The organism is Labrenzia sp. C1B70 (assembly GCF_000475395.1).
GTDB classification, from domain to species: Bacteria; Pseudomonadota; Alphaproteobacteria; order Rhizobiales; family Stappiaceae; genus Roseibium; species Roseibium algicola.
Window position 1 is genome coordinate 808,485 of the sequence record NZ_AXCE01000012.1, and the last position, 25,203, is coordinate 833,687.

A 25,203-nucleotide genomic window follows, 5' to 3' on the forward strand; every position below is an offset into this window, starting at 1 on the left:
CCGCAAGGGCGCGGCTCTTGCCCGGCACATTACCCAACCTTTCCACATCACCCCGACACCCGGACCTTTCCTCCGGGCGACGAAAAGGATTTGTCTCATGTTTGGCAAACACATGCCCAGAACCTTGCTGATCAGCTCCGCTTCGCTGGTGACAATCGCCTTCGCCGGCATCGCCTCGCAAACCATCGATTGGCAGGAGCTCGGGAAAAAGCTCACAAGCCCGGCGGAAGAAGCCGGCCGGATGACCATTGCAGGTGAGCGAGACGATGATGCCTCGGTTTCGACAACCCAGCGCAGGAAACAGGAGGAAAGCCACTCCGTCATCGCGGACATCTCCCGTCCGGCCGCAGCCCCGCAGCCCGCCCCGGCCCCGGCCCCGGTCCCGGCTTTTCAGGACAGACTAATGATTGGCTCGGAGGCAGCCACCGGCGGCCTGATGTCGCTTTCCTCCGGCAGTGGCGGCTCTGCCCCGAGAAAGGTGGCTCAGTCCGAACCACCGGCAATGCCAGCCGTTCAGCCTGCAGACCGGGAACGGTTTGCATCCGCAGAAGTAAACCCGCTGAAACGCACGAGCGCGGAACCGGTATCGACCTTCTCCGTCGATGTCGACACCGCCTCTTATTCCTATGTCCGCAGCACGCTGTCCGGCGGCCGATTGCCGAACCCGGATGCCGTGCGCGTGGAAGAAATGGTCAACTACTTCGATTACAGTTATCCCGTGCCCGAAAAGGGCGGTCACCCCTTCTCCACCAATGTTTCCGTGATCGACACCCCGTGGAACGAACACACCAGGCTGATGCAGGTCGGCATCCAGGGCCACAAGGTGCCGCTCGATGACCTTCCCCCGCAGAACCTGGTGTTCCTGATCGACACCTCCGGCTCCATGGCCGATGCCAACAAGTTGCCGCTGCTGCAGCAATCCTTCCGCCTGCTGCTGTCCACGCTCCGCGACGAGGACGAAGTGGCGATCGTCACATACGCCGGCAGCTCCGGTGTTCTGCTGGAACCGACCAAGGTTACCGACAAGAGCCGGATCCTGGAAAAGATCAACGCGTTGACCTCCGGTGGCTCAACGGCAGGTCATGAAGGTCTGAAAGGAGCCTACGCCCTGGCCGAAACAATGACCGGCGACGGCGAGCAGACCAGGATCATCCTGGCCACCGACGGCGACTTCAACGTCGGCCTGTCCGATCCGGACAGCCTGAAACGGTATGTCACTGAACAGCAGGAAAACGGCACGGCGCTCTCCGTTCTCGGCTTCGGTCGCGGCAACTACAACGATGAACTGATGCAGACCCTTGCGCAGAACGGACAGGGCGTTGCCGCCTACATCGACACGCTGTCCGAAGCCCGCAAGGTGCTGGTGGACCAGGTGGTCAGCTCCATCTCCATGATCGCCCAGGACGTCAAAATCCAGGTCGAGTTCAACCCGGACACCGTCGCCGAATACCGCCTGATCGGTTACGAGACCCGGGCGCTCAGAACAGAGGATTTCAGGAACGACAAGGTAGATGCGGGAGATATCGGCGCGGGCCACAACGTCACGGCCCTTTATGAAATCACCCCTGTCGGCTCGCCGGCGGAAAAATTCTCGGACCTGCGCTACGGCCCCAAGGAGAAGATCGAACCCGTTCGCACTTCCTATTCGGGTGAACTCGCCTTCGTGAAGCTGCGCTACAAGCTGCCCGGAGACAAGGAAAGTACCCTGATCGAGACACCGGTCATGGCAGATACAAGCGGCATACCGATGTCGGAAACCCTCTTTGCCGCGTCAGTTGCCGCCTTCGGGCAGAAGCTGAAAGGCACCGATCACCTGGGAGATTGGGATTTCAAGGCGATTGAAAAACTCGCCAGTGAGAACAAGGGCGCTGATCGCTTCGGCTACCGGTCTGAGTTCCTGACCCTCGTCCGTCTCGCGGACGTCGCCGAGCGCTAGGCTCCCCCACCGCCCGCACAGAAACCGGCAGGCCCGCCTGCCGGTTTCCATTTGTTATTCTCCCCCTCAATTGACCGTCGCCATGCGCCGTCACCTCACGCACCATCCCTCCATTGGTCAGCCCTCCCATGGTCAACTCTCCCATGGTCACCCCTCCATTCGTCATCCCGGACGCAGCGCAGCGAAGATCCGGGACCGGGGAGCCGAGGGTCAGCGAAATGGGCACCCGAAAAACAAAAGAAGCCTGTGCCTCCCCGATCCCGGGTCTCGCGCTGCTCGCCCGGGATGACATTCGGGGAACTTCTCCCTCGTCATCCTGGCCAAGCGGAGCGAGACCCGGGATCCACTCCTTCGCAGAGCCGTACGGACGACTGACACATTCGAGAATAAATCTGGTGGCTGCGCGATTGCGCTGTCGGGCCGGTTATCGGTCCCGCAACCAGTCCAGGGACACTTGCGTCCCGTCTGCCTCGACCAGATCGAGACGGCTGGAGAGGATCAGCGACAGGGCACCCAGGTCGTTGGTCTTCCAGAGATAGATCGTATGGCGCGTCGGCTCGAAGCGGGCACAGGCCGTCGCGCCGACATCGGCAACATAGCGCGGCGGACCATCTCGCCGGATATCAAAGCCCTTGGCGCCGCTGGCATCGTCCGGATTGGTCAGGCAGACCGTCACCAGCCGCGCGGAAATCGCATCATCGGCATCTGCGGCTTCCTCCAGTGGCGCAGGTTCCTGCGCTCGCCTTGCGGCGGACTTTTCGATGACAGAGTTCAAGCCTTGGGCGCCCGCACCAGTGGCTTCCCGTTTTTGCGAATTTTGCTTCGGCGCTGCAGCCGGCGCAACCCGTTCCCTCTGGGGGACAGTCCGGTCGATGGCCCGATCTAACTCCGGACTCATGCGGTCCGTCCAGGATGGGGCGTCGGCGGGTGCAGGTGCATGCGCCGGTGGCTGCGGCCGCGCTGGCGGCGGAGGGGCAATCTCGGCAGCAGCCCCCTCGCTGTCCATCAGCCGGTGCTCGGGCACACGCATCTCGGCAGGTTCTACCGGTTCCGGAGCGGCTGACGGGGCGGCCTCCAGTGCAACCGGCGGTGCGGGCACCTCGCCTTTCTGAAAGCGGATCAGGTCGTTGCTGCCGCTTTCCAGGAATGTCGGCTCCGGCAAGCCGCTGGCCAGAACCGCGACAGTTGCGCAAGACATCAGCAAGCCTCCGATGAGAAGGCTTTTGGCAGATCTGCGCTGATGCTGATTTCTGACCGGCATGGGGCTCGTCGATATGTCTTTCAATTGGCGGGCTCAAGGTAGCGGGTATTCACCCATCCGGACACCGCGCCCGAACGGATTTCACACCAGCTTCCCTCACAGCTCTCGGAAAGTTCCACATTACAGGTTCCCGCCGCAAGAGCGCCGGTAACGGCATGCCGTGTTCCGGGGCCCTGCCGTACATTCAGAACATCGTCCTGCGCAATGCTGACGCACATCAACCGGCCGTCAACGGCACCGGAAGACCGGAACATGGCAGGTGGTGATGCGGATGCGGTGCATATCCCGCCGACATTCACACCACGTGCGCACAAGGGTTTGACCTTCATCTCCAGAAGCTCCCATTCGCCCGTCGCCGTGTGAACAACGGTGCCCCTGTAATGCTCACCGGAAAGGCTGTCATCAAGATATCCCGTCATGACGATATCGACACTGTAGCCGCTGTCGGCCTTGCGCATCTTCAGGTCGAGCGCTGCATTGCCTTCGTCACTCTCCGGATGGCCTTGCAGAAACGGCATCAGCACATCCATGAAATTGGCGGCGACCGCTGTGCCGGGAGCAATACGGATCTCGCGGAAACCGTCATCCTGCGCCTGGACCGAGCCCGTGATCAGCATGCCGGCAACGGGTATCGCAGCAAGCGAGGTTGCTGAAAGTCTGAAACAGGGGCGCATGGCACAATCCTTTTGCGGGTCACTTGCAGCAGTAACGCATGGCGGCTGAGTGCCGGCCATGGGGCCGATCCCCCATTCCGGCCAGAACAGGCATTCCCCGGTCAAAGTTCCCTTGATGGATCAATCATGCCTTCCTTCAGCGCCTTGGCCATCAGTTGCGGCACCGAATGCACGTTCAGCTTCTGCATCAGGCTGGTGCGGTGCTTGTCGACGGTCTTGACGCTGATGCCAAGTCCTTCGGCAATTTCCTTGTTGGATCGCCCCGCGAGGATCAGGTTCAGCGTCTGCCGCTCCCGGTCCGTCAGAACCGGCGGCGCGGGCGTCTCTTCCAGGATCTTCAGAAACACGTCTGAAATATGCCGCTGTCCGCGCAGGATACCCGGCAGTTTCTGGTAGAACTCGGCATTGTCCGACGCCTTCGAGAACAGGCCATCGACCCCGGCCTCGATGAGATCCGATATCAGCCCGACAGCGGAAATGCCTGTCAGCACGACCACCCTCGTTTCCTTCGACCAGCGCCTTGCCTCGATCAGCACTTCCACGCCGCCTGCCATCGGCATGGAGACATCCAGCAACAGGAGGTCTGGCCGCTGCTTGCGCACTTCGGCTATCGCGCTGAGGCCGTCGCCGGCTTCCGCCAGCACGTTGATCCCCTCCGGTTCGAACAGGCCCGGCTTTTCCAGAGCGTCGCGCAAACCCGAGCGAACGATTGCGTGATCGTCTGCAATGATGGCACTATATCTTTGATCTTTCACGGCTCTCGATCCAGCAGCTGCAGTCCTTCTATCTGACATGCCTTTGGGGAAATGACCAGAATTCTGCACCTGTGGGCCCTTCTGTTTTTCAGCCTTCTCGTGACCGGCATCGCCCGGGCAGAAACTGTGCGCCTCGAGCCCGGCCAGGGGATTGGCGACCTGAAGCCGCATCTGGTCTATGAGAGCGATCCGTCAGCATCTCTTGCCGACATCCTGAACCGGTTCCGCTCCGGCAAATTCTCTCCGACCCTCAAGGCCTCTCTGCTGGAAACCAACTATGCGCCGGAAGCCTGGGCCGCTGTCGAGATCGTCAACGCAACACTGAACGATGGCCGTGCGCCGGATCCTTTCGTGCTGACGATCGACCTGCCGCTGGTCAGCGAACTGGATGCCTATGTCATCCGCGAAAGCGGCTTTACCGAAAGCCTGATCAGTTATTCGATTTTCGAACCCTTCGCACCGGAAGACCATTCGGTCACGAGGTTGCGCACGCCCGTCTTCGACATCGCGCCGCAAGAGCGGGTCACCCTCCTGGTCAATTTCAAGTTCGGGCCTTTCCAGTCCTTCAAGATGGCGCTGGAAACACCGGTGGAGCTTGAAGCCTCAGCCTTTGCGTCCGGCATCACCCATACGGCGTTCTACGCCTTCACGATCTCCTGCCTGATTTTCTTCTTCGGCTTTCATCTGGCCATGAAAAACTGGATCGGCATGCTTTATGCCGTCCAGTTCGGGCTCGGACTTGCTTTCATCGCTTATATTGACGGCCTCTGGTTCCGGTTCTTCTTTCCCTACAGGCCTGAACTCCAGTCTCCGACAGGCTTCTTCCTGCTGTTCTCCCTATCCGGCCTCGGCTTCGTCATTTCCGGCCGCTCTGTCGCCACCGCGGGCCGCGAGACAAGACTTTCCATCGGCCTGACAGCCCTTTCCGCCCTATCGATCGCCGGTTTCGGGTTGTCTTTCTTTTCACCCGGTACCTATGTCGCGTTTTTCGGCTATCTGCTGCTGGCGCTGATGTTCATTTCCGTTTTCCTGGCAGGCCGCAGCTGGCGACGCAGCGAAGGCGCGGCACATGTCAGCTCGGAACTGGTTTCAGCCTTTGGCACCGTGCTGGTCGTTGGGCTGATTGCCTTGATGGTCGTTGGCCTCGAGACTGAAATCCTGCCAGTTGCGAGCACGGTCAAGGGTATTTTCTCCTGCCTGCTGATTGCCACCATGACCGGTTTGACCGCCCATATCGTTGCCTTGCGCCACAAACACGCAAATGCCGTTCAGGCCGAAATCGCTGCCCTTGAAGCGGAAGCAAAGCGCAGTCGGGAGCTGCTCGTGGCCGAGCGCAATTACACGCGTGCCCGCGATCTGGCCAGCCTGCGTCAGCGGCAACTGGCGACTGCTTCCCATGATCTGAAACAGCCGATCACTTCACTGAGGCTCAGCTTCGACCATCTTGCCGACCATATGGAACCGCCGGTTCGCCAACGTCTTGCAGAGGCATTCGACTACATGGAGGCCCTGTCGAATTCCTACCTGGCGGAAACGGCACCGCGGAACGATGGCACAGAGACAGCCGAAAGCTCCGATCCAAGCGGCGAAGAAGACCAGGCGCAGAAAGACATCGCCATCACCCGCGCAAATTCGGCGGAAATGGAGAGCTACGAACTTTCGCTTGTTCTCGACACGGTCCAGCAGATGTTTGGCGAGGAAGCAATCTCAAAAGGCCTGAAGTTGCGACGAGTTACATCAACCCGCAAGACCGCCGTGCCGCCCATGGTCCTGATGCGCATCGCCAGCAACCTGGTCTCCAACGCGGTCAAATACACCGAAAAAGGCAAGGTCCTGATTGGCGTCCGTAACCGTGGACAGGCCCTGGAGCTTTGTGTGCTCGATACGGGACCAGGCCTGACCGAGACCGAACAGCGAACCTTTCTGAAGGCCTACAAGAAAGGCAGCACGTCCAGCGGACATGGCCTTGGTCTATCGGTCTGTCACGACCTTGCGCGTGAACACGGGCTTGCGTTCACCTGCCAGTCTGTAAAAGGCAGGGGAACGCAATTCAGGCTGTCCTTGCCGGCCTCAAGCTGAGCAAAGCCCGCAGGGTCTCACGTCAGGCGGTCGCCCCGCGCGTGCCTGTTTCGTGGATTTCGATCAGGCTTGGTCCGGACAGGTCTGAAAACCGCTTCAGAGCGGCCCCGAGCTCTGAGACGTCATCAAGACGCACGGACGGCAAACCATAGGCTTCGGCGATTTTGCCAAAATCGGGTGCTGATGGTGTCACGCCTTCCGGTTCAATCCCGCAATCCAGCATGTAGGTGCGGATTTCGCCATAACCGTCGTTGTTCCAGACCAGGAAAATCACCCTGGCTCCGCAATCCCTGGCTGAGCCGATTTCGGCAAGCGAGAACTGAAGCCCGCCATCACCCACAAGGCAGATCACAGGCGTTTCAGGTTCGCCAATGCTGGCACCGATCGCGGCCGGAGGGCCATACCCAAGTGCACCGAACCCTGTTGCCGCGTTGAACCAGCCGTGCGGCCGGCCTGCTTCAAAGGACAAGTTGCCGGAATAGATGGCCTGCGTGCTGTCGCCGACGATGATGCAACCGGGCAGCGTCTCGCGGATCGTCTCCAGAACGCCGATTTCCGCCTGCATCTTGGGGCTCAACCAGGTTGAAACCGCCTCTCGGCAAGTCTTGGCCCGTGCAGCACCGTCCGCCGCCGTACCGGGACCTTCAAGCAGCGGCAGAAGGTCGTCCAGCAACTGGTCGACACTGGAGAGGACCGGCAGCGCAGCTTCAGGCCCCCGGGCAAGCTGGTCTGCATCGATGTCCACCCTCACCAGATCGGCAAGCTCCGGAAAGCCGCCATCGGCATACATGTCGTAATCCGTCTGTCCCATCTGCGTACCGAGCGCAATCACCAGATCGGAGGCTGCAAGCAGGTCGCGGACGGCGGCAAGGCTCGGGCTGGCCGGAACGGAGAGCGGATGTCCCGCAAACATGCCCCGCGCATTGACCGTGGTGATCAGCGGCGCGTCAATCCGCTCCGCCAGCAAACGGATCTTGTCTGCGGCAGCAACAGAACCGCCACCGCACAGGATCGCCGGGCGCTGGGCCTTGCGGCATTTTTCGGCAAGCTCTCGCACTTGTGCCTGAGCCGCCCGCGGGCCGCAGGCCTTTGAGGGGCGCAGGTCGCCAACGGCAATCTTTTCAACCATCACATCGGTTGGAATTTCGATATGGACCGGACCCGGACGCCGCGACTGCAGGATCGCGAACGCACGGTCCATGACAGCCGGAAGGTCCGAGGGCTCCAGCAACGTGTGTGTAATCAGCGCAAGCGGTGCCATCATGGCGCGCTGGTCCGGCAACTCGTGCAGCTTGCCCCTGCCATGGCCAAGGCTTGCGCGTGCATTGACGCCCGAGATCACCAGCATCGGCACGGAATCCTGATAGGCCTGCGCCATCGCGGTGATCGTATTGGTCAGGCCCGGGCCGGTGATCACCAGCGCGACACCGGGTTTCCCGGTCACGCGGGCATATCCGTCCGCCATGAACCCGGCCCCCTGTTCGTGGCGCGGGGTGATGTGGCGGATTTCGGAGGCAGCCAGCCCCCGATAAAGCTCGACCGTGTGCACGCCCGGAATGCCGAAGACGGCTTCCACGCCATTGGCCTCAAGAATATCGATCAGGGCCTCACCGACCGTTTTGGTCACTACGCCCATTTACGGTTCTCCTCGTCCTTGCCGAGACTGTCCGCAAAGGCCGCGATGCGGTCTGTTGCTTCGGAAAGCGTTTCATCGGCCACCGTCAACGACAACCGGATGAAATTCGTCGCCTGATCGCCGAAGGAGGCCCCTGGCATGACCGCGACCTGTTTTTCCTCCAGCAGCCTTTCGGCAAAGGTGGCGCCATCCAGTCCCGTTGCGCTGACATCCACCAGCAGGAACATGCCAGCTTCCGGCATCATGGGCTTCAGGGCACCGTGTCCGGAAAGATGCCCGATGATGAGCTTCGCACGCCGCAGATAACTCTCCCGCATGCGCTCGGCAGTGTCGAAATCCCCGGCAATCGCCATGGCCGTCATGTCCGCGATGAACGGCTGTCCGCCGAAAAGCATGGTTTCGGAAACCGCCAGCAACCGCGTGCAGAATTCTTCCGGACCGATTGCCCAGCCGGACCGGAAGCCGGGGGCGGCGTGAGATTTGGAGATAGAGGACACCACGATAGTCCGGTCCGCCAGCGCCGGCTGGTCGAAGGGGGAAGCGAAACTTCCCTTAAAGATCAGCTTTTCATATACCTCGTCGCAGACGATCCAGAGGTCATGCTTGATGCAAACCTCACCGATGGCGGCAATTTCCCCAGCCGTCAGCGTCGCCCCGGTCGGATTGTGCGGCGTATTGAGCAGGAGCACCCGACTGTCCGGAGTGATTGCCTTTTCAAGATCTTCCGCCTGAAGGTGAAAACCCTTTTCAGGGCGAAGCGGCACCGGCACCATGTGCGCGCCGGTCGCGGCAATAACGCCTTCGTAGGTGGCATATAGCGGATCACCTGCCAGAACGGCGTCGCCGGCCTCCACAAGGCCGAGCATCACCGCAAAAAGGGCAGTCTGTGTACCCGGGAAACACAGGACGTTCTGCTCGTTCACGTCAGGCCGACGCTTGCGATATTTTTCCGTCAATGCAGCAACGATACCCGGCTCGCCCCGACCGTTGGAATAACGGATACGGCCGGCCCTCATCGCCCGGTTGGCTTCCTCGAACAAGGCTTCGTCGGGCAGGATGTCCGGCTCGCCGATCGTCAGCTCGATAACGGGAACGCCCGCAGCCGCCATTTCGCGCGCCTTGATGTGGACAGTCCATTTTCCCGAGCCCAGGTGGGCAAGGCGGTCGGTGATCGACGCATAACGCATAGTCGGTCTCTCAGTTTGAGTGTGGTTTGGCGGCAAGGCTTATTCCGCCAAGCAATGCCTCGACGGACCGGATGGCAACGCCCGGAAGGGGCGTTTCGGAAAAGAGGTGACCCACCAGCGTGCCTTCGATCCACAGACCGTCGATCACGCCGTTGATCGCAATTGCCAGCTCCCGGCACCGCTTTGCATCGGGTGGCTCACCCGATTCGGCCAGCACCTCGGCGACGAGGGTTTCCAGCACAGACCGAAACGCGAGATAGCTCTCAAGGTGGATTTCGGCAAAGGCCGGATCGACGCGCACATGACTGATGAAAGCAGCCCAGAGCGACAACGTCCGTGCGTTGGCAACCGGTGGCGTCAGGTTGGCCACGATGAAATCGTGCAGTCGTGCCCTGGGGCTCTGCTGATCACCATCGGCAGCCGCCGCCACAGTGGATGTCATTCCGGTCATGACTTCCCGATAGGCATCCTGCAGCATCTGGTCCTTACTGGAAAAATAATGGCGGATCAGGCCGGGGGTGACACCGGCGCGTGCCGCGATTTCACGAACGGTCGCGCCGCGCAGACCAAATTCGGAAATGCAATCCAGCGTCGCCCGGATGAGATCCTGACGTCGCTCGGCCTCACTTGCGCGATGGAACGGACGACGGCTCATGACAGGCTCCGGACCGGCAGAATCCCGCGCACTGACGGGTTCGCAGGCGAAGTCAGGCACCATGCTGCAGCCATCGCTTTCGCCTCCCGCGCCATTCTTGTGTCCTCCGCCATGATCTCCGGTGGCGTGACGCACCGGCATCGATTTTTTCGTTATTATACGGTTGAATAATTACGAGACAAGTGCAAAGCTGACAACACTTACCGGGCGGAGAGCTGACGCCGCACCGGCAAAAAAGACGAGGTCAGCGGGGAACAGAAACAACAGTGCACCGGCTCAGGCCGGGCAATGGCGGTAGGATGGAACCAGCGGCGCCAGCCATCGAGGTATGCGACCTCTTTAAACGTTTCGGAGCTCTTGAGGTGCTCAAGGGTGTCTCGCTGACGGCCCGGCAGGGCGACGTGATTGCGATCATAGGCGGATCGGGCTCCGGCAAATCAACCTTTCTGCGCTGCATCAACATGCTTGAGATGCCCAGCGCCGGGTCGGTCACCATCCATGGTGAGACAATCGACCTGAAAAACGACGGCCACCATGGCCTGCGCCCTGCCAACCGCAGGCAGATCGAGCGCATTCGCAGCCAGCTTGCGATGGTTTTCCAGAGCTTCAATCTGTGGCAGCACATGACAGTGCTTCAAAATGTGATTGAAGTGCCTATCCACGTTCTGGGCATGAAACGCGACGAGGCCGTCGGCATCGCCGAAACCTTGCTGCGCCGTGTCGGACTGCACGAGAAGCAGGATGCCTATCCGGCCTTCCTGTCCGGTGGTCAGCAGCAGCGTGCAGCCATCGCCCGTGCTCTTGCCGTCCAGCCGCTCGCCATGTTGTTCGACGAGCCGACATCCGCTCTCGATCCCGAACTGGTCGGAGAGGTCTTGGGCGTCATCGGCGATCTGGCCCGTGAACAGCGGACAATGATCCTGGTTACCCACGAGATGAAATTCGCTCGGGAAGTCGCCAGTCACGTCATCTTTCTGCACAACGGCATCATCGAGGAACAGGGACCGCCGGACCAGGTGTTCGGCGACCCGAAATCGGAGCGGCTGAAGAAATTCATCAGCTCGATCAACTAGACCCTCCCGCAGACGTTTCGCGGGGAGGTCCTGCCGGAAGGTCCGGCACGAGAAGTGTAAAAAACAGGGGAACAGCATGAAACATATTCTGAAGACAGCATTCGCAGCAGCCGCACTGGCCACCACCGCGTTCACCGGCGCCATGGCTGAGGAAGTAAAGGTCGGCGTCGCAGCCGAGCCCTACCCGCCGTTCACCTCTCCCGATTCCAGCGGCAAGTGGATCGGTTGGGAAATCGAATTCATGGACGCGATCTGCGCGGAAGCCAAACTCGACTGCGTCGTCACGCCAGTTGCCTGGGACGGCATCATCCCGGCCCTGACATCCGGCAAGATCGACATGATCATCGGCTCCATGTCCATCACCGAAGAGCGCCTGAAGACCATCGATTTCTCCGACAAGTACTACAACACTCCGACCGGCATCATCGGTGCCAAGGGTGACGATTTCGACGCGACTCCGGAAGGCCTGTCCGGCAAGATCATCGGCGTTCAGGTTTCGACCATTCATGCCGACTATGCCGAGAAGTATTTCGGCGAAGGCGCTGCCGAGATCAAGCAGTACCAGACCCAAGATGAAGCTAACCAGGATCTCGCCGCTGGCCGCCTCGACGCCGTCCAGGCGGACGCCATCGCGCTCGACGCCTTCCTGAAGTCCGATGCGGGTGCCTGCTGCGAACTGAAGGGCAACGTCCAGGACGATCCGGCGATCCTCGGTGCCGGCGTTGGCGTCGGCCTGCGCAAGGGCGACACGGAACTGAAGGACAAGGTCAACGCCGCGATCAAGGCGATCCGCGAGAACGGGACCTATGAAACGTTCTCCAAGAACTGGTTCGACTTCGACATCTACGGCGGCTAAGCGGCCGGATCACCCTTAGGAAACCGTCCCGCGCCCTCGGGCGCGGGCGGACACTTTCAAAGCAAGGTTGACCGCTGCCGATGGCTGCCCCTTCCGGATTTCTCAATCTCGATCTGCTCGCCCTGTCGCCACCGGGCTGGGGCGGAGTTCTACTCGCCGGCTTCGCAGCCTCGCTGCAGCTCGCCGTCGGCGGTTTTGGCCTGGGTCTGCTGATCGGTATCGGCGGCGCCTTCGGAAAGCTTTACGGCGGCCCGATCCTGCGCGACCTGCTTGAGGTCTACACCACCGTCATCCGAGCCGTTCCCGAGCTTGTCCTCATCCTGTTGCTTTATTACGCCGGAACAGACGCGGTGAATTCGCTGCTGATGTTGGTCGGTCTGCCAAGGGTCGACATCAGCGGCCTAGCCGCCGGCATCTTCGTCATCGGCGTCGTCCAGGGCGCTTACTCGACCGAAGTCCTGCGTGGTGCCATCAAGGCAGTACCGCCCGGACAGATAGAGGCAGCCCGTGCCTACGGCATGTCGCCCTTCAAGACACTGCGCCGCATCACCTTGCCGGCCATGCTGCCCTATGCCATTCCGGGTCTTTCAAATCTCTGGCTCATCGCCACCAAGGATACTGCCCTTCTGGCCGTGGTCGGCTTCTCGGAACTGACGCTTGTGACCCGCCAGGCAGCCGGCAGCACCAAGGCCTACATGCTGTTCTATTGCGCCGCCGGCGTGATGTATCTCACGCTGACGCTGGTCTCGAACCGCGTCATCGCCCATATCGAAAAACGCGCAAGGCGCGGCATAGCGGGGCCCGTGTGAGATGAGCGAAACCAAGATCACAATGCCCGCCTATGTTCCGCCGCCGCCACGCCGGCTGCTGGAACCGCACAGGATCTTCCTGCTTGCCGTCTTTGCAGGCATCGTCTTCTGCGCGGTCTGGTTCCTGCGGTGGGACTGGTTGCCGAAATACCAATGGAAGCTCCTCCACGGCATCTGGGAAACACTGTTTCTGCTGTTTTCGACGGCAGCCGTCGGCTTTCTCCTTGCCATAGGCCTGGGCCTTGTCCAGGTCACCGGACCAAGACCGCTCGCCTGGCTGGCCCGTGGTTTCTGCACATTGATCCGCGGCACACCGCTGCTTCTGCAACTCTGGCTGCTCTACTACGGCCTCGGCTCGGTGTTCGCGCAGTATCCGGAAATCCGGCAGTCGATGTTCTGGCCCTATCTGCGCCAGGCCTGGCCGTATGGCTTCACGGCCTTGATGCTGTCATTTGCCGCCTATGAGGGGGAAGTGATGCGCGGAGCGTTTGCCGGTGTACCAAGGGGCGAACTGGAAGCCGCGCGTGCCTTTGGCATGGGCCGCTTCACCATGTTCCGCCGCATCTGGCTACCGCGCGCCATCTACCGTGCCTTGCCGACCTTGAGCGGCGAAACCGTGCTGCAGCTGAAATCGACACCGCTTGTCGCGACCATCACGGTGGTCGATGTCTATGCGATCATTTCAAGAGTTCGGCAGGATACATATCTCACATATGAGCCTCTGCTGCTGCTTGCACTGATCTATATGTGTCTCACCGGGATTCTGGTATTGCTGTTCCGCTTCCTGGAAAACCGTATCCCCAGCCGTGGTGCGTAAATGACCGTTCAGTCGTCCAACTTTCTTCCCGAAATCGTCGCCACAAGGCGCCATCTGCATACGATCCCCGAGATCGGCCTGTCGGAATTCAAGACCTCGGACTACGTCGCCAGTGAACTGGCTGCGATGGGGTACGAGGTTACGCGTGGCCTGGCAAAAACCGGCATTGTCGCAACCCTGCGCAATGGCACGTCTTCGAAAAGCATCGGCATTCGTGCGGATTTCGACGCCCTGCCGATCCTGGAGGAAACCGGGGCGGACTATGCCAGCACCCATCCCGGCGTCATGCACGCCTGCGGCCATGACGGCCACACGGCCATGCTGCTCGGCGCCGCGAAAATCCTCTCGGAACGCAAGCAGTTCGACGGAACGGTGCATCTGATCTTCCAGCCGGCGGAAGAAAACTTCGGCGGCGCAAGGCTTATGATGGACGACGGACTGTTCGAGCGGTTCCCGTGCGATGCCGTATTCGGCCTTCACAATGACCCGAGCCTGCCCTTCGGCCAATTTGCCTTCCGGGACGGCCCGATGATGGCAGCTGCCGACGAGTGCAAGATTACCGTTGTCGGCCACGGAGGCCATGGCGCCGAACCGCAGGCGGCATCCGACCCGATCGTGTGCGGCGCCAGCATCATCATGGCGCTGCAGACCATCGCCGCGCGCAACATCCACCCGCTGCAGTCTGCCGTGATCACGGTTGGCGCCTTCAACAGCGGGATCGCCAGCAACGTGATCCCCGAGCGGGCGGAAATGAGCCTGACCGTTCGAGCTTTGGAACCGGATGTGCGCGACGAGCTGGAAAGGCGTATCCGCATGATCGCCGAAGGACAGGCCGCCAGCTACGGCATGCGAGCCGAGGTCGATTATGAGCGCGGTTATCCGCCGATGATCAACCACACTGCCGAGACCGACTACCTGCGTGACCTTGCCAGGCGCTTTGCGGGCGAGGAAAAAGTCACAGACCTCACCCGTCCGTTCATGGGCAGCGAGGACTTTGCCTATTTCCTGGAAGAACGGCCCGGCTGTTACTTCATGCTTGGCACTGCCAGAACCGATCGCGACCCGCCCCTGCATCACCCCAAGTACGACTTCAATGACGACATCCTGCCTATCGGCACGAGTTTTTGGGTGGAGCTGGCGGAAGATTTCCTGTCGAGCAAGTAACGCACCGGAAATCACCACAATTTGAACCAGCCTGCAAACGGAGCGTCTGGTGAAATTTCACCGGCCATACGCCTTCCTATTGCAACTGGACGACGTTTCCCGAAATAGTGGGCAGGCCACCTGGTCTGCCCTATCCTGTTGTTTTGCGACAGGAAATCCCTTCTCGGCCGGAGCATTACGCTTCACCTGCGAAATTCAATCGCACACACGTCGGGTCACCACCGCTTCAAAGCTCTCACAGCAGACCATTGGAAGGGAAGCCCGATCGCCAGGCAGGCGGTGGCGCGAATTTTTGCTTCACTAAACCTCTGCACTTGATAGGATGTAGTGTGCCGCCGACAATGCAAATTTTATCAATTATCTGATGAAAGTGTCATAGAACGCTAAGTCAGTTTTAAAAATTCGGTGAAGTATGGCAGAGATTACCAAGCGTAAGATGCTCGGTTTCCTATCATTTATTGCGTCTATTTTGGTGGCCTGGCTAACAGGCGCGACAAGTTCGGCCAAGGCCAGCACCCAGGTCCTGAACGATCCTGTCAAGAATACGCCCTGGCAGCTTTCGAACGCACAGCAGATTTTTTCAAGGAGCACAATGCTGCCCTTTGATGAGTCATTTGACCCGTCAGCCGCAGGCAGCAAGCTGGAAAATCCAAACGGCAAGCCGATCACCATCGCCGCTTACGAAAGCGAATCCCCAAGCGTCAAGGCAGGCTCAGGCAAGGAAGCGGTCAGACCGTTTTTCTTGATTCCGAAAGGCGATGGAGAACCGACAACCGTGGCCCGGGAACGAGCCATTCTCGAGCGGTTCCTGAACAACCGTGTTCGGGTCAACAATGCCTGTGAACGCTGCAAGCAGAAGGTTTTGCGCGGTATCGAACCCGTTCGATGCATTACCGAAGTTCTGCAGGATCTGGAAAATCGGCTGGCGCGCGAAGCGGAAAACGGAAGCGCCGTTGCACAGTCGGCCCTGCCGATTGTTCGCGAAATGGTCGTCAAAGTCGAGCAGGCCGAAAGTGGCGAAGCAGCTCTTGAAGCGGTCCGCGAAGGCATCAGCAAGGTTCAGCGCATTCAGATCGTCCGGTCCCAGGACACTGTGATCACGAACCTGCAGCAGCAACAGCGAGCTGTCCTGACCGAGACCATCGCGGCGGTCGAAGTCAATCTGGCGTCCATGATTTCAATTTGAGCGGAATGCGGTTCCAAACCATGAAATTGCATTTGGTCCGGCAACTTCTCGAGAAGGTCCTGCTTCTGTCAGGCCTGATACTCGTTGTCTCGGTTTCCTTACCTGAAACCTCACGAGCCCAGCAGCTTGTACCCGACACGCGTATGGCGCTGATCGTCGGCAATTCCAACTACAATGGCGAGAAACTCCCCAATGCACGCAATGATGCGGAGAGTATCGCTGCAACCCTGCAGACCCTTCGCTTCGACGTCACCTTGATCCTGGATGCAACGCAGGAGGACTTCTTGAAGAAGGCCGAAGAGTTCTCCCAGGCAACCATTCGGCGCAACGCGAACGTCGTGCTGGTCTATTACGCCGGGCATGGCGTGCAACTGGCGGGCAAGAACTATCTCATTCCGGTTGATTCACGGATCAGTGACATCGATACGCTTGTCAGCGACAGCATCCATTTCGATGAGCTTCTCAAGCTTGTCGGGCGCAGCAGCGCCTTCAAGATGGTCTTCCTGGACGCCTGCCAGAACAACCCGTTTCAGGATCGCATCAAGAGCCTGGAAGTGGGCCTGGCACCACCGCCGGATGTCAGCGGTTTTTTGATCGGCTACGCCACACAACCAGGCAAGGTTGCCTATGATGGCGCGGGTGACAACAGTCCCTACGCGACGGCGCTCCTGTCCTACATGCACTCCTCCGGCCGCGAGGTCCTGTCCGTGCTGGCAGACGTGAACCAGAACGTACGCAAGGAAACCGGTGGCGCCCAGGTTCCTTACGTGCAGTTCTCGGTCAAACCCGATTTCTATTTCAAGCCGGGCCCGGAGTCGGACGGCGACCTTGAAGCGGGCCTGTGGAAGCTGTCGGTGCAGCAGGAAGATCCAAGGCTGATCCAGCTGTACCTGCAGCGCTATCCGGAAGGCAGGTTTGTTGATGAAGCGCAAACGATCCTCGAAAGAGCGCTGAAGGACACGAACGGCGTCCTGCCGACGCCATCGGTCGGCCTCGCAAGTCTGGAAGAGGAAATCTGGTCCAACGCCCTGGCCTCCCGTAACCGGGCCCTGCTGCAATATTACATCGAGCGGTTCCCGGACGGGCAATATCTGGAGCAGGCCAAAACGCTTGTCACCCAGATGATGCCCGACAATCCGAATAATCTGACGCAATCCGAACTGTGCAGGCGGTTCGCCACACACCCGAACGATTCAACCGTCATCTACCGGGGCGTCTCTCTCAACCTTCTGGCAAAGAACTCCGGGGCGGCCATTCATTCCTGCGAGCAGGCCGTCAAGGACTATCCGGATGTGCCACACTACAAGGCCCTGCTTGCGCGGGCGCGGGCAGCCGCCGGCGATACCAAGATTGCCGTCGATCTCTATCAGCAGGCAGCAGCTGCAGGCGACACAAGGGCACTCGTCAGCCTTGGCCTCCTCTACGAACTCGGCCAGGGGCTGCCCAAGGACCTGTTGAAAGCCCGCGAATTGTTCGAACGCGCCTATGCCAACGGCAGCGCCGACGGGGCCATCAATCTTGCAGTTTCCCTCTATAACGGCACAGGTGGCGCGCGCGACGTTCCGCGTGCAATCACCCTTCTGGAATATGCCTCATCGGAAGGCGCCGCCAGAGCGACCTACAATCTGGGCGTCTTTGCCAAGGAAGGCATTTACAAGACCCCGGAAGACGCAGCGGCCTATTTCGAATTGGCGGCGCAGCAGGGATACGCGGAAGGCGCCCTTGCCGCCGCTGCAATTTACGACGAAGGCTTCCACACCGACAAATCACCACAAAAGGCATCGGAACTGTTGTTGTCCGCATTGACGGTGGACAGCGGCGAAACACTTGCGAAGATTTCCTCCGACGCCCGCAGCTGGTCGCGCGATACCATCCTTGAGATCCAGACCAGATTGCAGTCTGCCGGATACTACGAGGGCACGCTGGATGGTGTTCCGGGCCCTCTGTTCAACCGCGGACTGGAGTCCTGGCGGCTCTATGGTGGCTCCCCATCGTGATTTCCGGCAAGATCGATTGATGGATTTCCTGGGGGGCCGACCGGCACATGGAATTTGACGTCCTTTACCTGGCCGACCTGCGCTTTCCCGGCGGGACGTCCACATCGCTCAAATATGATCTTCGCGCCTGCAAGCAAGCCGGGCTGAAAGCCGGTATCATACCGCTGTGTTCCCCCTTTTTTTCCCGAAACCGGACCTTGAACGCATCCGTACTCGCCGAGATCAGGGCTACCGGCACCGTCATTGTTCCGCAGAACGAAAGACCGCGGTCCAGGGTCGCGCTTTTGTATCACCCGACCTTGCTGGACAAACGGGTGCAATGCCGAACCCGTTTCGATGCGGATGTCTGTTACCTTGTCGTGCACCAGACGATACGAAACCGGGACGGACAACGTGCCTTTCCGGCAGATCACTGGTCGACGCTCATCTCCGACTGGTATGGACACTCGCTCAAACTCCTGCCGGTGAGCGAGATCGTGCGCGAAGACCTTTTGATGAACGGCCTGTCCCACGCCGTTCACCAGGGTAGCTGGGCCAATCTGATCGATCTGGCCGACTATCCGGAGAAACAATCCCGGGAACCGAAATCCCCTCTGGTCATCGGCCGCCACAGTCGCCCCAGCGCCGACAAATGGCCGTCTCTATCGGTTGCCACGACCTGCTATCCGCAATCCACTGACTTTGCCTTCCACATGATGGGCGTGCCGCAGAGCTTCGTGGACCAGTTCGAGGAGCTGCCATCCAACTGGCAGGTTCTGCCGTTCTCGAAGGGACCGATTTCCGGATTTCTTCAAGGGCTCGACATCTACAGCTATTTCCATTCCAAAGCGCTGATCGAGGCGTTCGGATATTGTGTACTCGAAGCCCTTGCCACCGGACTGCCCTGCGTCGTTCCGCGCTATATGGAAACCAGTTTTTCCGATGCCTGCCTTTATGCCGAGCCGGACGAAGCACCACTGGTCTATGAGCAGCTTCGAACGGATCCTCAGCTCTATGAAACGACCTCCCGAAAGGCACGCACGTTTGTGGAGGCGCGGTTTGGCTTGGACCAGTTCACCGCGAAATTCGAAAAAATCGCCGAACCCTCCGTCGCCGCCCTGCCCGCCCCGAAAACACGCAGCCCCGCCCCTGCCCCGGTCGTCCTTACGATCACTTCCAACGGCGTCGGCCTCGGTCATCTCTCCCGGCAGCTTGCCATCGCCAGGGCGATCGGCCCGCGTGCGAATGTCGTTTTCTTCTCGCTTTCCGAAGCAATCGAAATTGCAAGATCCATGGGATACCTCGCCGAATTCCGGCCTTTCCGGCAGAGACTGGAATTGGATTTCAAAGCCTGGAACAGCTATTTCTTTCAGGAAATGCGCGAGGCGCTCAGCCACTACAAGCCTTGCCTCACACTGTTTGACGGCAACTTGCCGTACGCAGGTTTCGTGGACGCGGTTGAAAGCTACGGCCGCGCCACCAGCGTCTGGATCCGGCGCGGCCTCTGGCGCACGCCCCAGCCCAACAGCATCTCCCGGGAAGGCTTTTTCGACGCAATCATCGAACCCGGGGAACTCTGCGCGCCTCTGGACGAAGGCTATTCACGCCCCAACCCGAACAGCGTCACCCGGGTCGATCCGGTGTTGATGACGCCAAGAGATCAGCTCTTTGACAGAACCACCGCAAGACGGGCGCTGAACCTGCCGGACGACGCGATCCTTTGTCTCGTGCAACTTGGCTCGGAAGCAAATTTCGACATGTCCCTTCCCCGGGCACGTCTGCTGGAGTTTCTGGACAGGCACCCGCAGGTGATCGCGGTCGACGTCAGGTCCCCACTTCATTTCGAGGAGCACGCGGATTTCCATGAGCGCCTGGTGATGCGGAAGGTCTATCCGCTCGGGCAGTATCTGAAAGCCTTCGACTTTGCCATCTGCGCGGCAGGATACAATACCTTTCACGAAAACATTGCAGCCGCGCTGCCGTCAATTTTCATTCCGAACAGCAACCCGATCATGGATGTGCAGGAGGCCCGCGCAGAATATGGCGCGCGCGCAGGGTGGAACCTCACCTCACCTGCCGAGGATCCATACGCAATCGGAGAGCAGCTTGTGCAGATGCTCGATCCCGATTTCCGCCAATCGCTGGCTCGGTCGTGCCTCAGAAAGTCCGGCTGGTGGAACGGTGCGCAGCAGACTGCGCATCTGTTGCAGGCGGTCGCTCAGCTTCCCGCAAATCCCCTGGAGGAGCGTTGAACCGTGTCTTTCAAACGCAGCCTTCGCAAGATCGGACTACGGGTTGCCCTCGGCAGCATCCGGAAACTTGAAACCAACACCAAGGACAACGCCACTCTTTTGTCGGAACACCGCAGGCAAGGAACAGTCGCGCTTGTCTGGGCGCTCGATGAGGCAGACGATCATCTGTCCAGCGCGCTGAAAAGCCAGTTGGAGAAGCTCGCGGAGTTTGAAACGATCGTCGTCGTGTGCCCGCCCAGGTACTTCTCCGCACTCAGAAGCAGAGGCCTCTTTTTCGAAACCCTGCCGATGTCGTCGGATCTTCCCCGATGTGGTGCCTCGGCGAACTGGGATCTCTATCTCCAACGCCGGATAGCCCGCATCCGGGAAAGCTGGTCGCCGGATTTCGAGTTCACCATCGGCACTTCGCCGGAAGGCTATGTTCAATCGCTGCCGAAAGGGGATCAGACATAACCATCCGCTGAAAAGACGGAGGGCTCGGCAAAGGCGTAATCGAGCAAGGAGGCTTGATGAAGAGCGTCCCGCATATGCTCGCCGTTGCCTATCGACCGGAAAGGATCGGCCTCCCGTTCCTGCTTGAAATCCGGGATCAGGCTGAAATCGAAGACGGACAGTTCACAGATGCCCTCATACTTCCGCTGCAGGCTGTAAAAGGCGGTCCGGGCCGGTTGGTTGAGATCAGCGCCATAGGAAAGATGCCGAACGTTCAGCCCCGCAGTCAGCGCCCTTTCCGACAGGAACTGAAACCAGTCGTCAGTGGCTCTGGCATCTTCGAGAAACCCTTCCATCGTTATTTCCGGTTTCAGGGACGTGGTATCGACCCACTTCCAGGCCCCGAGCTGCCGCGCCTTTACGAGAGAGACATATCTGGCAAACCTCGGCCTTGTGAGAAAGGTGCAGGAGCAGTCAAACCGGAACAGAATGTCTTCGATCGGCCTGCCGGCCAATTGCTTCGGCAGGATCGAATAGCACAGATAGTCATGCCCAAGGCGGTCGCAAACCCTGGCGAGGGCACTCAGCATGAAGACCGGATCGTCCCTGAAAAAGTTGGCCAGCGCTCTCGCCTTGCCCGGATCGACCTCAATGCCGCTTTCTTCTTCCAGCATTGCGATGAAATCCGGCGTCTGGGCTTCAAGACCAAACGGGGACGACGGGTTGAATAGCTCGCCAAGAACGACAGCCTTTTCAAGTCCGTTCCGCATCATGGTCTGGTGCAGATGCGTGCCGCTTCTTCCCGATGAAAGCAGGATGAGATGATGCACCATGGACTTCAGCCTTGCCGAACCTGATCAGGCGTTGCGCCTGAGCACGCTGCCCCGGAAACGTCCCTGTGCCGTGGAGCAAGTTTCAGATCAACCAATTCGACGTCCTGCGCGTTCAGAACCGGGTCTTCGAGGATCAACTGCAACGCTTCACGATCAAAATGGCGAGGGTCCGCAACGTCGACCGCAGGACAGTCACCTTCCTCCCGAACCTGCTGATCGCGAACCCGTTGGAACAGAACACCTGTTGCCCCGACCCGACGCGCAAGACGGACAAAGTCCGGCATCTCTGTGTAGTTTTCCTGCCGGACGACAAACTTCATTTGGAAGGTGTCTATGGCTTTCAGCCTGCGCAAATGGCCGAGAAATGACAGATTGGGCATGAGCTGAACCAACTGCCTGCCTGGCCGCAGTTCATTATAGGTTTCCGGGGTCGCGGCATCGACGGACACATGAACGCTGCCGACATGCCCCCAAAGATCAAGCCGGTTCCAGACAGCTTCCGTCAGCAGCAGGCCATTGGTGTGGAGGTCCAGCGCCTTTCTCGGCTCTATCTCCGCGCAATAGGTCTTCAGAAAGTTCAGGAAATGCCGGCTGGCAAAAGGTTCGCCTTCACGGCCGATGGTTATTCGGTCGGCTTTGGACAGAAAGCGCGCGTACGGTTCGTTGAAGATCCAGTCGAGCCGGTCGGTATCGTATTTTTTCAGTTTAACCGGTTTTGCCGCCCGAGAAGGACAGGCGGTGTTGCTGCTGAGGTCGTGACCGAGGCTGGCGAATGCTGGAGGCTTGTCCAGCCGGGTCCTGCCAGTCTTGATGATCTCCCGATAGTAGGCCACCGCAGGAGACGGGTCTTTTTCCGACAGGATCTCCTCGCGCGCTGGAAGATCACCCCCAGTGATACGCGGGCATTCCAGATGGCAGCAATGCGAGAAGTCACCCGCAAGGATCGATCGCCGTATTTCCTGGGCCTTGGACGAGTTCCAGGCGGTTTCAGGATCGTCAGACAGACTGCCGATTGCAGCCGGTTGCCAGGCTGCGGGACAGAAGTGAATGTCCTGGTTCGGCTGGGTTTCGATCCGCTCGAACGGATTGGAACAGAAGCGCTGGCTCAGCCAGGTGTCGTCAGGCCTATCCATGCAGTTTGCCCGGAAAGGTCTTGAACGCGTTCCCGCGTGCGAATGGCGCATTCGTTGACGTGTCAGACAGCATCCGCCTTCTCAACCTCCTTGAAGGCGACGGCAACCCGGTCCTTGTCGATCCCCTTGAACGCAAGATACCTGTCCGAAAGCTGAAGCTTCTCCACCTTCTGCAACCGCTGCCGGTCGTCTCCGGCATAGTCGTGACGCATCACTGCGCCGGGCTGATACAGGAACTGCTCCGCATCCGTCTCACCCAGCATCCGGCAACAAAGATCCATGCCTTCGTGGCCTGCCAGAAGCGGATCAAATCCGCCGTATTTTTCGAAGGCTGACGCCTGCCAGGCGGAAAACCCCTCCGTTGTGGGCGGTGCCGGTTTCAGACTGTCACCGAGATTGTAGTGGTTACCCGTCAATCCGGCACCGGACTTCGGCGCAATGCGTCCACGCACAGCCTTGGCCCCGCGCTCGATACAGGTGCCGGCAAGCAGATCAAGATCTGCCGCGCCCGTCGATGCATCATCGTCCAGAAACAGAAGGCAGCTCCCCCGCGCGACATAGGCACCGACGTTTCGCGCCGCCGAACAGCCGATATTCTCCGGCAAGCCGAACACCCGAGCCTTGTCCGCATACGGGCCGGATGCCCCCTCAGCGGCTCCGGGCCCATTGCCGACGAAAACCAATTCAACGTCCGGACGGCGGATGAAATCTTCGATACCCCGGCCAACCTCGCAGGCCTCAAGGCCGCTCCGATGGGAAACGACAATCACCGAAACCTTCGTGCCATATATGTTTTGAAGGTTTTCTGTCAGGACGAAGCGATGAATATTCGCGTAGATCTCCTGCAGGCAGGCGGAAACGGCATGCTGCGCCTTTGCAAATTCGCCGTTCTCGAAATGCCCTGTTGCCTGCGTGTAGGAAGCCAAACTCACGTTCCCGTTCATGCCCGATCATGAAGCCCGTCGAGTGTGTACACATCCGTTCATCGTTGCAGCACGTGGCTGACTTGATCGACGATGTGGCCCCCGTGGGGCTCCCTCAGGCCGTCCGATTAAAGCTAAGCGCCTAATATGGCCTCGTCCAGCATCGCGGGGCATCTTTCGTTCCCGTCAGCCATTTCTAACGGGATCGACAAGACCGCATAAACCCATGCCTGCCTCCTTGGAACCTTGCCCTGAGTTTCGCAGCAAAAGTGTGGTCCTGTTGGCGCTCACCGAAGGAGCCGGTGTAGTCGGCAGTGATATTGAGGTTGTCAGTCACACCGAAATTCAGCCCCGCATCGACAAGCGCCACATCCCGGTCCAGCGCCGCTCCAGTGATCGAGAACGGCGAACTGCCGGTCCTCCCCAATGCCGCAACAGCGCCAGGCAGACGCCGGTGTTTGAGCAAATTCGGGACCGCACATCAGCAGAAGAGGACCAGCTTTCTTTGGCCGGCAAATGCGAGTGGGAGAAAAGAAAAATGGTGGGCCCGGAGGGCCTAGCCAAACTGAAGAAAATCAATAGCTTAGCGAAGGGTGGGACAAAACACCTACCTGAAGGATTTCAATGGCTTACAGAAGCCATTGTCCCACCGTTTTGCCGCTCTGCCTCGCTCCGAAATGCCGCCCAGACGGGTCGCTGGAGGTACGCATGAGCGAGCGCCGTCCATTCCGGGAAGTGAAGCTTCAGTGGCTGCGTCTGCTGAGCTGCGATGCCAATATCAACGACAATGCCAAGTGCGTTGCGCTTTATATCGTGACCGCACATGTGAACGGCCACACCGAGAAGGCGTGGCCGTCCTACAAGACCATTGCCGAAGCAACCGGCAAGAGTGTCAAATCCATCCAGCGTGCCATCCGCGATCTGGAAGAAGGTGGCTGGCTTGGCGTTCAACGCGGGAATGGCGTCGGGCACAATACGGAGTATTGCCCTACCGACGCTTCGATCCTAAAGGCCTCCGAGCTTCGAGAAAAGACGGACAAATCTGTCCCCCTTACCCCGGCTGAAGGCGGACACATCTGTCCCCAAAGGCGGTCAGATGTGTCCGGCAAAGGCGGTCAAATCTGTCCACCAAACTTAGAGAAAGAAATAAATAAAAAATCTAACGCGCGTGAGGCGCGCGCGAAGGCCGTCTCTCGCCGCTCCATTCCCGTCGTCGTCCTGCCAACGGCTCAGACCAAGCAGGTCGATGAGTGGAACGCCTGGCTTGCCGAGAAGACCCTGCCGGACCTGGCGCGGTTCAATCTCGCAACCAGCGTCAACGGCTCGTCCGGATACCAGCTTCCAGGACGATGGCCACCGGAAGATGGCTCGGACAAAGAGCAGGACTGCCTGTCCTATTTCCTGAACAGACTGCCCGCGATCGCACACCAATCGGCCTCTCAAGCAGCATACAGGCAAGCGGCATGAGTGCGGCGGATCTGACAAGAGCAAGGCGACCCGTGTCATACGACACAGGACCTTGCGAGGGGCGGCAGGCCTCCCCTTCGAACCCCTCCGGATCGCAAA

At 59.7% G+C, this 25,203-nt stretch carries 22 protein-coding genes; 13 read left to right on the forward strand and 9 right to left on the reverse strand.

Features of this window, described 5'->3' with window-relative positions:
* Positions 1 to 97 precede the first annotated feature (97 nt).
* Positions 98 to 1,936 (forward strand): VWA domain-containing protein, encoded by a 1,839-nt coding sequence (locus tag Q666_RS52020; protein ID WP_023000384.1) that lies wholly within the window; start codon positions 98 to 100, stop codon positions 1,934 to 1,936.
* A gap of 424 nt (positions 1,937 to 2,360) precedes the next feature.
* Here the strand turns inward: Q666_RS52020 and Q666_RS52025 are convergent, their stop codons facing one another.
* From Q666_RS52025 to Q666_RS52035, 3 genes are all read right to left on the reverse strand, one after another.
* The gene (locus Q666_RS52025; protein ID WP_152533366.1) at positions 2,361 to 3,134 is read right to left on the reverse strand and encodes a hypothetical protein; all 774 of its coding nucleotides are present in this window, start codon (positions 3,132 to 3,134) and stop codon (positions 2,361 to 2,363) included.
* 83 nt (positions 3,135 to 3,217) lie between these two features.
* On the reverse strand, positions 3,218 to 3,871 hold the full coding sequence (locus Q666_RS64985) for an SH3 domain-containing protein (protein WP_161633242.1): 654 nt from the start codon (positions 3,869 to 3,871) through the stop codon (positions 3,218 to 3,220).
* A 101-nt stretch (positions 3,872 to 3,972) separates the two neighbouring features.
* Positions 3,973 to 4,626, reverse strand: coding sequence for a response regulator transcription factor (locus Q666_RS52035; RefSeq protein WP_031269087.1), 654 nt, complete (start codon positions 4,624 to 4,626; stop codon positions 3,973 to 3,975).
* 51 nt (positions 4,627 to 4,677) lie between these two features.
* On the opposite strand from Q666_RS52035, the gene Q666_RS52040 reads away from it, so the two are divergent.
* Positions 4,678 to 6,705: a sensor histidine kinase gene (locus Q666_RS52040; protein ID WP_023000380.1), complete on the forward strand. Its 2,028-nt coding sequence runs from the start codon at positions 4,678 to 4,680 to the stop codon at positions 6,703 to 6,705.
* A gap of 22 nt (positions 6,706 to 6,727) precedes the next feature.
* Here Q666_RS52040 and Q666_RS52045 read toward each other — a convergent pair whose 3' ends face one another.
* Genes Q666_RS52045 through Q666_RS52055 form a run of 3 tightly spaced genes read right to left on the reverse strand, consistent with a single transcriptional unit; the run spans position 6,728 to position 10,183 of the window.
* Complete coding sequence (locus tag Q666_RS52045; RefSeq protein ID WP_023000379.1) at positions 6,728 to 8,341, reverse strand: 5-guanidino-2-oxopentanoate decarboxylase; 1,614 nt, start codon at positions 8,339 to 8,341, stop codon at positions 6,728 to 6,730.
* Positions 8,332 to 9,528 carry a pyridoxal phosphate-dependent aminotransferase gene (locus Q666_RS52050; protein WP_023000378.1) on the reverse strand — a complete coding sequence of 399 codons (1,197 nt, stop codon included), beginning with the start codon at positions 9,526 to 9,528 and terminating at the stop codon, positions 8,332 to 8,334. Before Q666_RS52050 ends, Q666_RS52045 begins: the two co-directional genes overlap by 10 nt.
* A 10-nt stretch (positions 9,529 to 9,538) precedes the next feature.
* Positions 9,539 to 10,183: a TetR family transcriptional regulator C-terminal domain-containing protein gene (locus Q666_RS52055; RefSeq protein WP_031269085.1), complete on the reverse strand. Its 645-nt coding sequence runs from the start codon at positions 10,181 to 10,183 to the stop codon at positions 9,539 to 9,541.
* 299 nt (positions 10,184 to 10,482) lie between these two features.
* On the opposite strand from Q666_RS52055, the gene Q666_RS52060 reads away from it, so the two are divergent.
* The 9 genes from Q666_RS52060 (at position 10,483) to Q666_RS52100 (ending at position 20,769) form a co-directional block, all read left to right on the forward strand.
* The gene (locus Q666_RS52060) at positions 10,483 to 11,256 is read left to right on the forward strand and encodes an ABC transporter ATP-binding protein (protein WP_031269084.1); all 774 of its coding nucleotides are present in this window, start codon (positions 10,483 to 10,485) and stop codon (positions 11,254 to 11,256) included.
* Between the two features lie 76 nt (positions 11,257 to 11,332).
* Positions 11,333 to 12,112 carry a transporter substrate-binding domain-containing protein gene (locus tag Q666_RS52065; RefSeq protein WP_023000375.1) on the forward strand — a complete coding sequence of 260 codons (780 nt, stop codon included), beginning with the start codon at positions 11,333 to 11,335 and terminating at the stop codon, positions 12,110 to 12,112.
* 80 nt (positions 12,113 to 12,192) lie between these two features.
* Complete coding sequence (locus Q666_RS52070; protein WP_023000374.1) at positions 12,193 to 12,921, forward strand: ABC transporter permease; 729 nt, start codon at positions 12,193 to 12,195, stop codon at positions 12,919 to 12,921.
* 1 nt (position 12,922) lies between these two features.
* The gene (locus Q666_RS52075) at positions 12,923 to 13,738 is read left to right on the forward strand and encodes an ABC transporter permease (RefSeq protein ID WP_023000373.1); all 816 of its coding nucleotides are present in this window, start codon (positions 12,923 to 12,925) and stop codon (positions 13,736 to 13,738) included.
* Entirely contained in the window at positions 13,739 to 14,902 is a 1,164-nt protein-coding gene (locus tag Q666_RS52080) for a M20 aminoacylase family protein (protein WP_023000372.1), read from the forward strand.
* Positions 14,903 to 15,494: 592 nt separating this feature from the next.
* Complete coding sequence (locus tag Q666_RS52085; RefSeq protein ID WP_077292291.1) at positions 15,495 to 16,088, forward strand: hypothetical protein; 594 nt, start codon at positions 15,495 to 15,497, stop codon at positions 16,086 to 16,088.
* 20 nt (positions 16,089 to 16,108) lie between these two features.
* A complete protein-coding gene (locus tag Q666_RS52090; protein ID WP_161633241.1) occupies positions 16,109 to 18,085 on the forward strand; it encodes a caspase family protein in 1,977 nt (658 codons plus the stop codon).
* Positions 18,086 to 18,132: 47 nt separating this feature from the next.
* Positions 18,133 to 20,316, forward strand: a complete 2,184-nt coding sequence (locus tag Q666_RS52095) for a glycosyltransferase (protein ID WP_023000369.1) — start codon at positions 18,133 to 18,135, stop codon at positions 20,314 to 20,316.
* A 3-nt stretch (positions 20,317 to 20,319) separates the two neighbouring features.
* The gene (locus Q666_RS52100; protein ID WP_023000368.1) at positions 20,320 to 20,769 is read left to right on the forward strand and encodes a hypothetical protein; all 450 of its coding nucleotides are present in this window, start codon (positions 20,320 to 20,322) and stop codon (positions 20,767 to 20,769) included.
* Here the strand turns inward: Q666_RS52100 and Q666_RS52105 are convergent.
* The 3 genes from Q666_RS52105 to Q666_RS64990 all read right to left on the reverse strand — a co-directional run bounded on the left by Q666_RS52105 (position 20,760) and on the right by Q666_RS64990 (position 23,640).
* Positions 20,760 to 21,581, reverse strand: coding sequence for a hypothetical protein (locus Q666_RS52105; protein ID WP_023000367.1), 822 nt, complete (start codon positions 21,579 to 21,581; stop codon positions 20,760 to 20,762). The genes Q666_RS52100 and Q666_RS52105 overlap by 10 nt on opposite strands.
* Positions 21,582 to 21,586: 5 nt before the next feature.
* Positions 21,587 to 22,714 carry a hypothetical protein gene (locus Q666_RS52110; RefSeq protein WP_023000366.1) on the reverse strand — a complete coding sequence of 376 codons (1,128 nt, stop codon included), beginning with the start codon at positions 22,712 to 22,714 and terminating at the stop codon, positions 21,587 to 21,589.
* A gap of 62 nt (positions 22,715 to 22,776) precedes the next feature.
* Complete coding sequence (locus Q666_RS64990; RefSeq protein ID WP_161633240.1) at positions 22,777 to 23,640, reverse strand: glycosyltransferase; 864 nt, start codon at positions 23,638 to 23,640, stop codon at positions 22,777 to 22,779.
* Between the two features lie 277 nt (positions 23,641 to 23,917).
* On the opposite strand from Q666_RS64990, the gene Q666_RS66235 reads away from it, so the two are divergent.
* Positions 23,918 to 24,349, forward strand: a complete 432-nt coding sequence (locus Q666_RS66235) for a hypothetical protein (RefSeq protein ID WP_208993885.1) — start codon at positions 23,918 to 23,920, stop codon at positions 24,347 to 24,349.
* Positions 24,346 to 25,104, forward strand: a complete 759-nt coding sequence (locus Q666_RS52125) for a helix-turn-helix domain-containing protein (protein ID WP_023000363.1) — start codon at positions 24,346 to 24,348, stop codon at positions 25,102 to 25,104. The genes Q666_RS66235 and Q666_RS52125 overlap by 4 nt, the downstream gene beginning before the upstream one ends.
* Positions 25,105 to 25,203 lie beyond the last annotated feature (99 nt).

Coding starts and splice junctions, on each gene's coding strand:
- Q666_RS52025 (WP_152533366.1), bottom strand. CDS start 3,134: ATGTCTTGCGCAACTGTCGCGGTTCTGGCCAGCGGCTTGCCGGAGCCG.
- Q666_RS52070 (WP_023000374.1), top strand. CDS start 12,193: ATGGCTGCCCCTTCCGGATTTCTCAATCTCGATCTGCTCGCCCTGTCG.
- Q666_RS52085 (WP_077292291.1), top strand. CDS start 15,495: ATGCTGCCCTTTGATGAGTCATTTGACCCGTCAGCCGCAGGCAGCAAG.
- Q666_RS52045 (WP_023000379.1), bottom strand. CDS start 8,341: ATGGGCGTAGTGACCAAAACGGTCGGTGAGGCCCTGATCGATATTCTT.
- Q666_RS52055 (WP_031269085.1), bottom strand. CDS start 10,183: ATGAGCCGTCGTCCGTTCCATCGCGCAAGTGAGGCCGAGCGACGTCAG.
- Q666_RS52080 (WP_023000372.1), top strand. CDS start 13,739: ATGACCGTTCAGTCGTCCAACTTTCTTCCCGAAATCGTCGCCACAAGG.
- Q666_RS52125 (WP_023000363.1), top strand. CDS start 24,346: ATGAGCGAGCGCCGTCCATTCCGGGAAGTGAAGCTTCAGTGGCTGCGT.
- Q666_RS52075 (WP_023000373.1), top strand. CDS start 12,923: ATGAGCGAAACCAAGATCACAATGCCCGCCTATGTTCCGCCGCCGCCA.
- Q666_RS64985 (WP_161633242.1), bottom strand. CDS start 3,871: ATGCGCCCCTGTTTCAGACTTTCAGCAACCTCGCTTGCTGCGATACCC.
- Q666_RS52040 (WP_023000380.1), top strand. CDS start 4,678: ATGACCAGAATTCTGCACCTGTGGGCCCTTCTGTTTTTCAGCCTTCTC.
- Q666_RS52060 (WP_031269084.1), top strand. CDS start 10,483: ATGGAACCAGCGGCGCCAGCCATCGAGGTATGCGACCTCTTTAAACGT.
- Q666_RS52020 (WP_023000384.1), top strand. CDS start 98: ATGTTTGGCAAACACATGCCCAGAACCTTGCTGATCAGCTCCGCTTCG.
- Q666_RS52095 (WP_023000369.1), top strand. CDS start 18,133: ATGGAATTTGACGTCCTTTACCTGGCCGACCTGCGCTTTCCCGGCGGG.
- Q666_RS52110 (WP_023000366.1), bottom strand. CDS start 22,714: ATGGATAGGCCTGACGACACCTGGCTGAGCCAGCGCTTCTGTTCCAAT.
- Q666_RS52065 (WP_023000375.1), top strand. CDS start 11,333: ATGAAACATATTCTGAAGACAGCATTCGCAGCAGCCGCACTGGCCACC.
- Q666_RS52050 (WP_023000378.1), bottom strand. CDS start 9,528: ATGCGTTATGCGTCGATCACCGACCGCCTTGCCCACCTGGGCTCGGGA.
- Q666_RS52105 (WP_023000367.1), bottom strand. CDS start 21,581: ATGGTGCATCATCTCATCCTGCTTTCATCGGGAAGAAGCGGCACGCAT.
- Q666_RS52090 (WP_161633241.1), top strand. CDS start 16,109: ATGAAATTGCATTTGGTCCGGCAACTTCTCGAGAAGGTCCTGCTTCTG.